The sequence below is a fragment of the Inquilinus limosus genome (genome assembly GCF_002195995.1).
Taxonomy (GTDB): domain Bacteria; phylum Pseudomonadota; class Alphaproteobacteria; order DSM-16000; family Inquilinaceae; genus Inquilinus; species Inquilinus limosus_C.
This window is the reverse complement of record NZ_NHON01000065.1, coordinates 23,457-36,231: the sequence shown is the minus strand read 5'-3', so window position 1 is coordinate 36,231 and position 12,775 is coordinate 23,457. Positions and strand designations below refer to the sequence as shown.

General features: G+C 69.4%; 13 protein-coding genes and 1 tRNA gene. 9 read left to right on the top strand and 5 right to left on the bottom strand.

The annotated features are described in order from the left end of the window. The 4 genes from BWR60_RS26005 to BWR60_RS25990 form a co-directional block, all read left to right on the top strand. Nucleotides 1-835 (top strand): SDR family oxidoreductase (locus BWR60_RS26005; RefSeq protein WP_088154439.1); only part of this gene is annotated, 835 nt, incomplete at its 5' end. Nucleotides 836-899: 64 nt separating this feature from the next. Beyond that, nucleotides 900-1,664: a competence/damage-inducible protein A gene (locus BWR60_RS26000; protein WP_088154437.1), complete on the top strand. Its 765-nt coding sequence runs from the start codon at nucleotides 900-902 to the stop codon at nucleotides 1,662-1,664. Between the two features lie 232 nt (nucleotides 1,665-1,896). Continuing rightward, nucleotides 1,897-1,981, top strand: a tRNA-Leu gene (locus tag BWR60_RS25995). Between the two features lie 97 nt (nucleotides 1,982-2,078). Next, the gene (locus BWR60_RS25990) at nucleotides 2,079-2,402 is read left to right on the top strand and encodes a hypothetical protein (RefSeq protein ID WP_218823686.1); all 324 of its coding nucleotides are present in this window, start codon (nucleotides 2,079-2,081) and stop codon (nucleotides 2,400-2,402) included. A gap of 23 nt (nucleotides 2,403-2,425) precedes the next feature. Here the strand turns inward: BWR60_RS25990 and BWR60_RS25985 are convergent, their stop codons facing one another. From BWR60_RS25985 to BWR60_RS25975, 3 genes are read right to left on the bottom strand one after another with little or no spacing between them, the layout of a single operon-like run. Continuing rightward, the gene (locus BWR60_RS25985) at nucleotides 2,426-3,307 is read right to left on the bottom strand and encodes a carbohydrate ABC transporter permease (RefSeq protein ID WP_218823685.1); all 882 of its coding nucleotides are present in this window, start codon (nucleotides 3,305-3,307) and stop codon (nucleotides 2,426-2,428) included. Next, nucleotides 3,304-4,245, bottom strand: a complete 942-nt coding sequence (locus BWR60_RS25980; protein WP_088154435.1) for a carbohydrate ABC transporter permease — start codon at nucleotides 4,243-4,245, stop codon at nucleotides 3,304-3,306. The genes BWR60_RS25985 and BWR60_RS25980 overlap by 4 nt, the downstream gene beginning before the upstream one ends. Nucleotides 4,246-4,270: 25 nt before the next feature. Continuing rightward, nucleotides 4,271-5,626 (bottom strand): ABC transporter substrate-binding protein, encoded by a 1,356-nt coding sequence (locus BWR60_RS25975; protein ID WP_088154433.1) that lies wholly within the window; start codon nucleotides 5,624-5,626, stop codon nucleotides 4,271-4,273. Between the two features lie 220 nt (nucleotides 5,627-5,846). Here BWR60_RS25975 and BWR60_RS25970 point away from each other — a divergent pair, with 220 nt between their 5' ends. Beyond that, nucleotides 5,847-6,602: a sugar phosphate isomerase/epimerase family protein gene (locus BWR60_RS25970; RefSeq protein WP_088154431.1), complete on the top strand. Its 756-nt coding sequence runs from the start codon at nucleotides 5,847-5,849 to the stop codon at nucleotides 6,600-6,602. A 127-nt stretch (nucleotides 6,603-6,729) separates the two neighbouring features. Here the strand turns inward: BWR60_RS25970 and BWR60_RS25965 are convergent, their stop codons facing one another. Both BWR60_RS25965 and BWR60_RS25960 read right to left on the bottom strand, forming a co-directional pair. Beyond that, entirely contained in the window at nucleotides 6,730-8,061 is a 1,332-nt protein-coding gene (locus BWR60_RS25965) for an LLM class flavin-dependent oxidoreductase (RefSeq protein WP_179221948.1), read from the bottom strand. Nucleotides 8,062-8,172: 111 nt separating this feature from the next. Next, nucleotides 8,173-8,490, bottom strand: coding sequence for a hypothetical protein (locus BWR60_RS25960; protein WP_088154429.1), 318 nt, complete (start codon nucleotides 8,488-8,490; stop codon nucleotides 8,173-8,175). Nucleotides 8,491-8,645: 155 nt separating this feature from the next. Here BWR60_RS25960 and BWR60_RS37785 point away from each other — a divergent pair, with 155 nt between their 5' ends. The 4 genes from BWR60_RS37785 to BWR60_RS25945 all read left to right on the top strand — a co-directional run bounded on the left by BWR60_RS37785 (nucleotide 8,646) and on the right by BWR60_RS25945 (nucleotide 12,736). Next, complete coding sequence (locus tag BWR60_RS37785) at nucleotides 8,646-9,152, top strand: winged helix-turn-helix transcriptional regulator (RefSeq protein ID WP_218823684.1); 507 nt, start codon at nucleotides 8,646-8,648, stop codon at nucleotides 9,150-9,152. After that, nucleotides 9,149-10,258, top strand: a complete 1,110-nt coding sequence (locus tag BWR60_RS25955; RefSeq protein WP_218823683.1) for an HlyD family secretion protein — start codon at nucleotides 9,149-9,151, stop codon at nucleotides 10,256-10,258. Before BWR60_RS37785 ends, BWR60_RS25955 begins: the two co-directional genes overlap by 4 nt. Beyond that, complete coding sequence (locus BWR60_RS25950) at nucleotides 10,255-11,850, top strand: DHA2 family efflux MFS transporter permease subunit (RefSeq protein ID WP_088154425.1); 1,596 nt, start codon at nucleotides 10,255-10,257, stop codon at nucleotides 11,848-11,850. Before BWR60_RS25955 ends, BWR60_RS25950 begins: the two co-directional genes overlap by 4 nt. A gap of 199 nt (nucleotides 11,851-12,049) precedes the next feature. Continuing rightward, complete coding sequence (locus BWR60_RS25945) at nucleotides 12,050-12,736, top strand: hypothetical protein (RefSeq protein ID WP_088154423.1); 687 nt, start codon at nucleotides 12,050-12,052, stop codon at nucleotides 12,734-12,736. Nucleotides 12,737-12,775: the final 39 nt, after the last annotated feature.

Genomic DNA, 12,775 nt, shown 5'->3' with positions numbered 1-12,775 from the left:
TGCTGCGGCCGGCGCCACCGTCTACGTCACCGGCCGCAGCATCCGAGGGCAGCCCTCGGAGTACCGGCGGCCGGAGACGATCGAGGAGACGGCGGAGCTGGTCTCGGCGGCGGGCGGCACGGGCATCGCCGTGCAGACCGACCATCTGGTGCCGGCGCAGGTGGAGCGGCTGGTCGCCCGCATCCGGGCGGAGCAGGGGCGGCTCGACATCCTGGTCAACGACCTGTGGGGCGGCGAGACGCTGTTCGAGTGGAACAAGCCGGTGTGGGAGCACGATCTGCAGAACGGCCTGCGCCTGCTGCAGCTCGGCGTGCACACCCATCTGATCACCGCGCATCACGCGTTGCCGCTGCTGATCGAACGCCCCGGCGGCCTGCTGGTCGAGGTCACCGACGGCACGGCGGAGTACAACGCCGACCATTACCGGCTGTCGCCCTTCTACGACCTCGCCAAGGTCTCGGTGAACCGGATGGCCTGGGCCCATGCCAAGGACCTGGCGCCGCACGCCGCCACGTCGGTGTCGCTGACGCCGGGCTGGATGCGGTCGGAGATGATGCTGGAGGCCTACCAGGTCACCGAGGAGACCTGGCGCGACGCGACGAAGATCCAACCGCATTTCATCATCTCGGAGACGCCGCGCTTCACCGGACGCGCCGTGGCGGCGCTGGCGGCCGACCCGGACCGGGCGCGCTGGAACGGCCAGTCCCTGTCCAGCGGCGGGCTGGCGCGGGTCTACGGCTTCACCGATCTCGACGGGTCGCAGCCCGACGCCTGGCGCTACGTGCCGGAGGTGCAGGACGCCGGCAAGCCCGCGGACGCCACCGGCTATCGCTAGATTCGGCCTGTTTCCCGGCGCGTCCAGGCGATAGCATCGCCCGGATTCACGCCAGGGCAGGACCATGACCGACACCCGCATCGTGACCGCCGCCGTTCTGGTGATCGGCGACGAGATCCTCTCCGGCCGCACCAAGGACGCCAATATGGGCTTCCTGGCCGAGCGGCTGACCGAGCTCGGCATCCGCCTGCGCGAGGCGCGGGTGGTGCCGGACGTGCCGGAGGAGATCATCGCCGCGGTCAACGCGCTGCGGGCGCGCTACGACTATGTCTTCACCACCGGCGGCATCGGGCCGACGCATGACGACATCACCGCCGAATGCGTCGCCCGGGCCTTCGGCGTGCCCTTGCTGCGGCATCCGGAGGCGGTGCGCCGGCTGGAGGCGCATTACGAGCCCGGCCAGCTGAACGAGGCGCGGCTGCGCATGGCGAACGTGCCGGAGGGCGGCACGCTGATCGACAACCCGGTCAGCGCCGCGCCCGGCTTCCGCATCGGCAATGTCCATGTGATGGCGGGGGTGCCGCGGATCATGCAGGCGATGTTCGACGGCATCGCCCCGACGCTGGCCGGCGGCGACAAGGTGCTCAGCCGCACCGTGACCTGCGACCTGGGCGAGGGGGTGATCGCCGCCGGCCTCGGCGCCATCGCCGCCGAGTATTCGGAGCTGTCGGTCGGCAGCTACCCGTATTTCCGGGCCGGAAAGTTCGGCACCAGCCTGGTGCTGCGCGGCACCGACGCGGCCCGGCTGTCCGCGGCGACCGAGGCGGTGCGGGTCCTGGTGGTCTCGCTCGGCGGCACCGCCGGCCTCGAGTCCGAGAAGAGCGAGTAGGCCAGCCCGATCAGCAGCGCGATGCCGAGCCAGGCGGCGAGGTAGAGCAGGCCGCGCCCGCCCCAGCCGCCGCGCAGCGCGGCCGGCGCCACCAGGATCAGGGCGGCGACAAGCCAGGCCAGATGGATCCATTGGAAATCGCTCATGCCCCGGACAATGGGGACCGATCCGCCCGCCGGCAAGCCGCATTCGGCTTGCGCGGCGGGCGGGGCCGGGCGATAGACGGGGCGATGCGGACGTGGTGAAACCGGTAGACACAGCAGACTTAAAATCTGCGTCCCTCGGGAGTGCGGGTTCGAGTCCCGCCGTCCGCACCAAGTCACCTTGAAGCTCCTTGGCGAGTGACGCCGGGCCGGTTGACAAGGCCCGGCCTCCGGCACGCCTCCGCAAGGGAAGGGGCACGGAAGGACGATCATGATGAACGGACGTATGGCGCTCGGCTTGGCGCTGATCGCGACAGGCGCCTGCTCCGGTGTTCTGACGGCCCCCGCCAAGGCCGGAGCCGACCTGGCGAAGGATGTCGAAGCGAAGTGTCTGGAGGCGGCGGCCAGCAAGGTCACGATGCCCCGGATCGTCGTCGATCCGCATGGCAGCGACCATTACGGGCTGGCCGTGGTCGGCGGGAAGCGCCCCGGCGAATCCGGCGGCATCAGTCTCATCTGCGTCTACGACAGGGCGTCACGGACGGTCGAGCTGGGTGGGCCGATCGCCAACGACAAGCTGCTCGTGGGGCAGTGACGGGCCGCTGCTGGTGCTGCGGCTCAGGCCTTCACGCCGCCGCTAGCCAGGCCGCCCTGCCACCAGCGCTGCATGAACAGGAAGGCGGCGATCACCGGCAGCACGCTGACCAGGGCGCCTGCCATGACGATGCTGAACAGCACCGTGCCGCCGCTGCCCGAGGTGGCCGAGGCGTACCATTGCGACAGGCCGACGGTGATCGGGAAGTACTCCGACGAGCTCAGCATCACCAGCGGCAGGAAGTAGTTGTTCCAGGTCGACACGAAGGCGAGGATCAGCACCGTGGCGAAGCCCGGCATCAGCAGGCGGAAGGCGATCCGGCCGAAGATGTGCAGCTCGCCGGCGCCGTCGACGCGGCCGGCCTCGATCAGCTCGTTCGACACCGCGTCCTCGATATAGACGCACATCAGGAACACGCCCGGCGGGAACACCATCGACGGCAGGATGATCGCGATCGGCGTGTTCACCAGCCCGATCTTCGACAGCATCAGGAACAGCGGCACCGACAGCGCCGTCTGCGGGATCATCACCGCGCCCAGCACCAGGGCGAAGAACAGCCGTTTGCCCCGGAACTGGAACTTGGCGAAGGCATAGCCGGCACAGGTGGCCAGGAGGGCGGCGCCGAGGCCGGAGATGGCGGCGTAGAGGAAGGTGTTCAGCAGCCAGCGCGCGAAGGCCCCGTCCTGGTAGGTGAACAGGCCCTGCAGATTCTCCCACAGGTGGAGGTCGCCGGCGAACCACAGGCCGAAGGTGCCGAACAGGTCGGCATTGCTCTTGGTCGCCGAGACGATGACGTAGAGCAGCGGGATGAAGGTGTAGACGAAATAGACGCCCAGCACCGCGGTCATGAGCCAGCGCTGGCGCCGGAAGGCGGCGGAGCGGACGGTGCGGGCCGCGATCGTCACCGGCGCCCCCTGCGGTTGGTCAGCAGCATGAAGCCGTAGGACGCCACCGCCACCACCGCGCCGAGCAGGAAGGAGATCGCCGCCGAGTAGTTGTACTGCTGCGAGATGAAGGCCAGCGTATAGGCGTAGTAGTTCGGCGTGTAGTGGCTGTTGATCTGGCTCGGCGCAAGGTTGCGCATCAGGTACGGCTCGGTGAACAGCTGCAGCGTGCCGATGATCGAGAAGATCACGGTGACGATGATGGTGGGCACGATCAGCGGCAGCTTGATCCGCAGCGAATGCTGCAGCGCCGTGGCGCCGTCGATCGCCGACGCCTCCTCCAGATCCCGCGGGACCGACTGCAGGGCGGCGTAGTAGATGATCATGTTGTAGCCCATGTACTCCCACACCGCGATGTTGGCGAGCGAGGGCAGCAGGCCGCCGCCGGACAGGAAGTCGATCCTGCCGAAGCCCATGGCCTCGGACATCTGGCTGAACGGGCCGAAGGCCGGGCCGTAGAGATAGCCCCACAGCAGCGCGGCGATCACCCCCGGCACCGCGTAGGGGATGAAGAAGGCGACGCGGAAGAAGCCGCGGGCGAGGGCCAGGCCGCTGTCCAGGATCAGCGCGAACACCAGCGCCAGCCCCAGCATCACCGGGATCTGCATCAAGCCGAACTGGAGCAGCCGGCCGACGCCGTCCCAGAAGCTCCCGTCATGGATGGCGCGAATGTAGTTGTCGAGCCCGACGAAGCGGGCGCCGCCGACCAGCGTCTCGCGGAACAGGCTCATCTGGAAGGCGTAGAGCAGCGGCGCAATCAGGAAGCCGGCGAACAGCAGCAGGAACGGCGCCAGGAAGACATAGGGCGCCAGCTTGCGGCCGACCAGGATCCGCCGCTGGGCCCCGCCCGGGGCACGGGCATGGGTGCCGAGGGCCTGGGCACCGGCGGGCGCCGCCATTACGGCGCGCCCGCCGGCCCCGGGCTCAGAGGACGGCGAAGCCCTGGTCGTTGGCATAGGCCACGACGGTGTCCTGCACCCGGTCGAAGGCCTGGGCCAGGGTGCCGTTGCCGGCAATGGCGGCGGCCATCTCGTCCTGCAGCTGCTGGTTCACATAATCCTGGAACGGCGCGAATTCGAAGCTCGGGTCGACCTGGTTCTCCGAGACCGCGAAGATCTCGTTGACCTTCTGGCCGCCATAGAAGTCGTAGCCGTGGCCCATCAGCTCCTTGTCGTCGATCAGGTCCTTCAGCACCGGGAACAGGAACTGCTTGGTGTTCCACAGCTTCGAGGCCTCGGGGTCGGCGCCCATGAACTGGCAGAACAGCGCCGCCTCCTTCGGGTGCTGCGAGGCGGTGAAGGCCGCGAAGGTCGACCCGCCCCAGTTCGAGGTGATCTTGCCGCCCTTCTGCCATTGCGGCATCGGCGCCGCCCGCCACTGGCCGAAGCTCTTCTTCATCGACTGCTGCATCAAGACCGGCGCCCAGGCCGCGGTGACCCAGGAGGCGTAGGTGCCGGCGTCGAGCCCGGCGAACCATTCGGTGGTCCACATCGGCTTGACGTCGACCGCCTTGGCGTCGATCAGCTTCTGCCAGTAGTCGGCCCATTTCTTCGCGATGTCGTCGTTGATCGCGATCTTCAGGCTGGTGCCGTCCAGGTGGAAGGGCCGCCACCCGGCCTGCCACAGCACGGCGCAGACCCAGCCGGCATCCGAAGCGCCGAAATCGCACATGAAGGTGCCGGGCGCCTTTTCCTTCAGCTTGATCGCCTGCTCGGCATAGTCGTCCCAGGTCTCGGGCACCGACAGGCCGTTCTTGTCGAACACGTCGGCGCGGTAGAGCAGGCCCATCGGCCCGCTGTCCCAGGGCACGGCGTAGATCTTGTCGCCGTCGGTCACCGACTTCCAGGTCCAGTCGATGAATTTCGGCCCGACCTCGCCGACGCCCTGCGGCGCCAGGTCGGCCAGCACGCCCAGCTGCTTGAAGCTGGCGATCGAGTTGAACTCCATCTGCGCCACGTCCGGCAGGCCGCTGCCGGCCTTGATCGCATTGCGCAGCTTGACGTAGTGCGGCGGGCCCTGGCCGACATTCTCCAGCTTGACCGAGATGCCGGGATATTTCTTCTGGAACAGGTCGACCTGGGTCTGGGTGTCGGGCGTCCAGGCCCAGAACAGCAGCTCGACCTTGTCCTGCGCCCGCGCCATGGCCGGCAGCCCGGCCACCGCCGGGGCGACCAGCGCGCCGGCCGTGCCCTGCAGGAAGCGGCGCCTGCCGATCGTCGGCGCCGCGTCGAGCGTCGGTCCCATGGCGAAACCCGGTTTGGTCCCGGTCGTCTCCGACATTTCGTTTCCTCCCTGGGGTGTTCACGACCTGATCTCGCAAGGCGAGTCGGCGATTCCTTGCAACAATCAGAACATGGGAAGCCGCTCCGCTGTCAATCGGGCGACGGTGCCGGCGGCGGTTTGTCCAGAATGGCGGACATGGGCAACCCGATCCGGCTGGCCGGGCAGGTGGCGTCGTGCCTAACCTGTCCGTCGATGTCCCTGAAGCCGGACGGCCGCGATGCTCCCGATCTCCTTCCAGCTCTACTCCGCCCGGTTCTTCCCGCCGCTGGAGGCCCAGCTCGACTGGCTGGCGCAATGCGGCTACGACGCGGTCGAGCCCTGGCTGCCGGCCTATGAAGCCGACGCCGGGCAGTTCCGCCGGCAGATCGACGCCGCCGGCCTCGCCTGCTCCGGCTTCCACATGCCGCTGGCCGGGCTGGTGAACGAGCCGCGGCGCTTCTTCGACTATGCCCATGCCCTGGGCACCGACACGCTGATCCCGCCCTACCTGACCCCGGCGGAGCGCAGCATCACCGCCGATGGCTGGCGCCGGGTCGGCGGACAACTGGCGGAGGGGGCTGCGAAGGCGAAGGCCGAGGGGCTCAAGGTCGCCTGGCACAATCACGACTTCGAGTACCGCCGGCTGGAGGACGGCAACCGCCCGATCGACCTGCTGCTGGAGGCGGCGGGGCCGGGCGTCGATTTCGAGATCGACATCGGCTGGGTCACCCGCGGCTGGGCCGACCCGGCGCAGGAGCTGGCGCGCTATGCCGACCGCATCACCGCGATCCAGCTGAAGGACACCGCCCGCGCCGGCACCGCCGCCGACGAGGGCTGGACAGCGACCGGCGACGGCATCATCGACTGGCCGTCCCTGGCCCCGCTGTTCGGGCAGACCCGCGCCGCGGTGCTGGTGGTCGAGCATGACAACCCGGCCGACTGGAAGACGTTTGCGGCGCGCTCGATCGACTATATCCGCAAGCTGGTGGGGTGACCTTCGGTGTCGACGTCTCGATGACATGAGTCGTCATGGCGAGGAGCGAAGCGACGTGGCCATCCAGAGATCGAGCCGCTGGATGGCCACGCCCCTTTGGGGCTCGCCATGACGGGAAGGAACGGCCTCAGCCCTGCGGGAAGAACCTGTTCCCCGGCCGCGGCAGGCCCAGATGGTCGCGCAGCGTCGTGCCCTCGTACTCCCGGCGGAACAGGCCGCGGCGCTGCAACTCCGGCACCACCCGGTCGACGAAGTCGTCGAGGCCGCCGGGCAAATACGGGAACATCACGTTGAACCCGTCCGAGCCCTCGCCGTCGAGCCAGGCCTGCATCTCGTCGGCGATCGTCGTCGGGGTGCCGACGAAGGCCAGGCCGGCATAGCCGCCCAGGCGCTGGGCCAGCTGGCGCACGGTCAGCCCCTCGCGCTCCGCCAGCTCCAGCACACGCTCGCGGCCGGTCTTGCTGGCATTGCTCTCCGGGATCGGCGGCAGCTTCGCGTCCGGGTCGAAGCCGGAGGCATCGGTGCCCAGCGCGATCGACAGCGAGGCGATGGCGCTCTCGTAATGCACCAGGCTGTCCAGCTTTGCCCGCTTGGCCCGCGCTTCCTCCACCGTGTCGCCGACCACGACGAAGGCGCCGGGCAGGATCTTCAGATGGTTCCGGTCACGGCCGGCCTTTTCCGCCCGGCCTTTCACATCGGCATAGAAGCGCTGGCCGAGGGCGAGGGTGGAGCCGGAGGCGAACACCATCTCCGCCGTCTCCGCCGCCAGCTGCCGCCCGGCATCGGAGGCGCCGGCCTGCACGATCACCGGCCAGCCCTGCGGCGGCCGGGCGATGTTCAGCGGCCCGCGCACCGACAGGTTCGGCCCCTTGTGGTCCAGCACATGCAGCTTGTCGGGGTCGAAGTAGAGGCCGCTCTCGACGTCGCGGATGAAGGCGTCGTCGGCCCAGCTGTCCCACAGCCCGGTGACGACGTCGTAGAACTCGCGGGCGCGGTCGTAGCGCTCGCCATGCTCCATATGCTCCTCGAGCCCGAAGTTCAAAGCCGCGTCGGGGTTCGAGGTGGTGACGATGTTCCAGCCGGCCCGGCCGCCGCTGAGATGGTCCAGCGAGGCGAAGCGCCGGGCGATGTGGTAGGGCGCGTCGAAGGTGGTCGAGGCGGTGGCGACCAGCCCGATCCGCTCGGTCGCGCCGGCCAGGGCCGACAGCAGGGTGAAGGGCTCGAACGAGGTCACCGTGTGGCTGCGCTTCAGCGCCTCCATCGGCATGTTCAGCACAGCCAGGTGGTCGGCCATGAAGAAGGCGTCAAAGCGGCCGCGCTCCAGCGTCTGGGCGGCGCGCTTGAGCAGGGGAAAGTTGAAGTTGGCGTCCGGCGTGGCGCCGGGATAGCGCCAGGCGCCGGTGTGGATGCTGGCCGGGCGCATGAAGGCGCCGAGATGCAGCTGGCGGTCGCGACTCAAGGGTCACCTCTCGCCCGATCGGGGCGGGTTGCGGGCATGTCCTCGGCGGCGCGGCGTCATTCTGGCCGGAAGGGCGGGGCGGCGCAACGGGACGCATAGGTCGCGGCCGGGCTAGGGCCGCGGGCGCAGCCAGGCCAGCAGCGAACGGGCGGCGGACAGGCCCAGGACGATCATCGGCACGACCAGGACCAGCGCCACCTCGGCCACCAGCGCGCCCGCCGCGGCTCTGATCGCCAGGGCCGCCAGCGGATGGTCCGAGGGGCGGATGACCGTCAGGCTGAACGCCCCCCACGCCAGCGCCGCCGCGATGGTGACGAGCCTGATCGCCCAGCGCTGCGGCTTGAGGATGATGGTGAGAAGGCAGGCGGCCAGGACCAGCGGGTTTTTCACCGTGGTCAGGAAGTGCAGGAAGATCTCGTGGGCCGCCATCACGCCGATCTTGTCGCTCCGCGGTCTCCCGAATCCATCGCAAACGGACGATGCCGCGTGGAGAGAGCGCTGGAGGTTGCTCCGTGAGTGACTTGCAAAATGATAGTAACAGACATATATGACGATCATCATTCAATAAGAGTGCAGGCTTCGCCATGCAGCGCAAGAGCCTCGGCAACCCCCAATGTCCCGTCGCCCGAAGTCTGGAGCGGGTCGGCGAGTGGTGGAGCATCGAGATCATGCGGGAGGCCTATTACGGCGCGACCCGCTTCGACGAGTTCCGGAAGGCCCTGGGCATCGCCCCCAGCATGCTGACCCGGCGGCTGAACAGCCTGGTCGAGGCCGGCCTGCTGGAGCGGCGGCGCTACAGCGAGAAGCCGCCGCGCGACGAATACGTCCTGACCGAGACCGGTCGCGATTTCCGCTCCGTGGTCTGGTCGCTCGTCGCCTGGGGCAACCGCCATTTCGCGCCGGAGGGCGCCAGCATCCAGCTGGTCGACCGCGAGACCGGCGCCGTCGCCGACCCGGTGCTGGTCGACCGCAACAGCGGCCGGATCATGACCCCGCGCGAGTTCTGGCCCGGCCCGGGCCCCGCGGCCGACGAGCGCACCCGGCGCCGCCTCGCCCGCGCCAGCTTCATGCCCCAGGAGGCCACGCCGTGAACGCCATCGTTCTCGACCGCGACACCTCGACCCCGGTGCAGGCGCCGGTCGTGCGGAAGCCGCGCCTGACGAAAAAGCGCCTGGCCCTGACCGGCGCGGCGCTGGTCCTCCTCCTCGGCGGCGGCTGGTACGGCTATGACTGGTGGACGGTCGGCCGCTTCTTCGAGAGCACCGACGACGCCTATGTCGGCGGCAACATCACCGTGATCGCGCCCAAGGTCGCCGGCTTCATCGCCACCCTGGCGGTGACCGACAACCAGCCGGTCCATGCCGGCGACCTGCTGGTGAAGCTGGACGACCGCGACTACCGCGCGGCACTGGCCAAGGCCGTGGCCGCGGTGGCGCAGCAGAATGCCACCCTGGCCAATCTCGACGCCGGATACCGGCTGCAGCAGGCGATGATCGCCCAGGCCCAGGCCGGCATCGCCGCGTCCGAGGCTGAGATCGTGCGCACCCGCGACGACCAGGCGCGCTACCAGCAGCTTTCGGCCCGGTCCTGGGCCTCGGTCCAGACGTTCCAGAAGGCCGATGCCGACTACAAGCAGGCGGTGGCCGACGGCCAGAAGGCCGACGCCGCGCTGCAGGCGGCGCAGCGCCAGCTCGACGTTATCGACACCCAGAAGCAGCAGGCCCGCGCGGCGCTGGCGGCGGCCGAGGCCGATCGCGACACGGCGCAGCTGAACCTCGGCTACACCGAGATCCGGGCGCCGATCGACGGCACCATCGGCAACCGCGCCGCGCAGGAGGGGGCCTACGCCACCGTCGGCTCCCAGCTGCTATCGGTCGTGCCCGCGACCGGCCTGTGGGTCGACGCCAACTTCAAGGAGACGCAGCTGGCCCAGATGCGCCCGGGCCAGGCGGCGACGGTGACGGCCGACGTGCTGCCGGGCGAGGTGTTCCACGGCCATGTCGCCAGCCTGGCGCCGGCCACCGGCGCCCAGTTCAGCGTGCTGCCGCCGGAGAACGCGACCGGCAACTTCACCAAGATCGTGCAGCGCGTGCCGGTGCGCATCCTGCTCGACGGCGACGCCTCGACGCTGGGCCGGCTGCGGCCCGGCCTGTCGGTGACCGCGGATGTCGACCAGCGGGAAGGCGCCGGGAAATGAGCGCCGCCGCAGCCTCCCCCGGGGCCCCCACAGGCGTCGCCGGGCTGACCGAAGGGCAGAAGATCTTCGCCTTCGCGGTGATGTGCGTCGGCTTCTTCATCGCGCTGCTGGACATCCAGATCGTCTCGGCCTCGCTGCGCGACATCGGCGGCGGCCTGTCCGCCGGCGTCGACGAGACCGCCTGGGTGCAGACCAGCTACCTGATCGCGGAGATCATCGTCATCCCGCTGTCCGGCTGGCTGTCGCGGGTGATGTCGACGCGCTGGTTGTTCAGCGTCTCGGCCGCGGGATTCACCCTGACCAGCCTGCTGTGCGGCTGGGCCTGGGACATCAACAGCATGATCGCCTTCCGGGCGCTGCAGGGCTTCCTCGGCGGGTCGATGATCCCGACCGTGTTCACCGCCGCCTTCGCCTTCTTCCAGGGGCCGAAGGTGGTGGTCGCGGCCGCCACCATCGGTGCGCTGTCGTCGCTGGCGCCGACGCTGGGCCCCACCATCGGCGGCTGGATCACCGACAACTATTCCTGGCACTGGCTGTTCTTCGTCAACCTGGTGCCCGGCGTGTTCATCACCATCGTCGTGCCGATGCTGGTGAAGATCGACAAGCCGGACTGGTCGCTGCTGCGCGGCGCCGACTACCCCGGCATGGTGCTGATGGCGCTGTTCCTCGGTTGCCTCGAATACACGCTGGAGGAGGGGCCGCGCTGGGACTGGTTCGGCGACGACACCATCCGCGCCACCGCCTGGATCGCCGGCATCAGCGGCGTGCTGTTCGTCTGGCGCAGCCTGACCTTCGAACGACCGGTGGTGGATTTGCGAGCGCTGAAGAGCCGCAACTTCGCGCTCGGCTGCTTCTTCTCCTTCGTCACCGGCATCGGCCTGTTCTCCACCATCTACCTGACGCCGCAATTCCTCGGCCGGGTGCGCGACTTCAGCGCCTACGACATCGGCCTGACGGTGTTCTCCACCGGCGTGTTCCAGATCATGGCGATCCCGGTCTACGCCTGGTGCGCCAAGCGCTTCGACCTGCGTTGGCTGATGATGTTCGGCCTGGCCTGCTTCGCCTTCTCGCTGTGGAACTTCACCCCGATCACCCATGACTGGGGTTGGCGCGAATTCCTGCTGCCGCAGGCCTTCCGCGGCTTCTCGCAGCAATTCGCGGTGGCGCCGGCGGTGACGCTGACCCTGGGCGGGCTGGCGCCGGACCGGCTGAAATTCGCCTCCGGCCTGTTCAACCTGATGCGCAACCTGGGCGGCGCCATCGGCATCGCCGGCTGCGCCACCATCCTGAACGACCGCACCAACCTGCATTTCCTGCGGCTGGCGGAGCATCTGACCCCGTCCAACCCGGCCATGGTCGACCTGGTGCAGAAGGTCACCGCGGCGCAGACCGTGGCGCTCGGCGGCGACGCCCAGCGCGGCCATGCGGCGGCGCTGCAGCAGCTCTGGGCCCTGACCATGCGCGAGGCGCAGACCCTGACCTATGCCGACGCCTTCCTGGTGCTGTGCGCCTGCCTGACCGTGGCGGCGCTGATGGTGCCGCTGATGCGGAAGGTGGCGCCGCGACAGGCTCCGTCGGCGGACGCGCATTGATCCGCTCGGCGGATGGGCCTGAGCCACCCCCTCACCCGAAATCGCGGAGCGATTTCGACCTCTCCCCGAGGGAGAGGTAAAACCCTCTCCCGTGGGGAGAGGGAGGGGCCCGGCGCGAAGCGACGGGAGGGTGAGGGGGATTGGACCGCGCCGCCGAACAGGCCGTATAGGAGTTTTCCTGGACCGGAAAGGACAGCCGATGTGGGTTCATGTGGACAGCGCCGCGTTCGGTGACAGCGTGCTCGACCTCTACGAGCGCGGCGGCCTTTACATGATCCGGGTCGATGGCTGGGAGCTGATGAACGGCGAGTACCACGAGTCGGAGGACCGGCTCGGCGAGCTCGCCGCCAAGCTGGCGTGCAGGCCGGATCCCGCCATCCTCGTCGGCGGGCTCGGCCTCGGCTACACCCTGGCCAGCCTGGTCCGGCATCTCGGCGGCGCCGGGCGGGTCACGGTGGCCGAGCTGTCCGATGCGGTGATCCGCTGGTTCGGGCGGCACACCAGGCCCCCATCGCTGGGCGACCATCCGGCCGTGATCCGGCACGGCGACGTGCTGGCCGTGGCGGCCGAAGGCCCCGCCTATGACGTCATCCTGCTCGATGTCGACAACGGGCCGCAGCCGCTGTCCGCCGCCGGCAACGCGGCGCTTTACGGGGCGGACGGCCTCGCGACCTTTCGCCGGGCGCTGGCGTCGGACGGGATCCTGATGGTCTGGTCGGCCTTCGAGGATCCGGACTTTGTTACCCGGGCCCGGTCGATCGGCTTCTTCCCCGCCCGCCTGCCGGTGTTCCGGCCGGGCCGGGCGGAGCCGTTCCATCTCGTCTACGTGCTGTCGGCGGTGCCGTTCCGGCCGGATGAGCTGGACCGGCTGGGGCTGCAGATCTAGGCGGGCGGGCGGCCGACCCGCTGGACCGTCCTGCCTCCG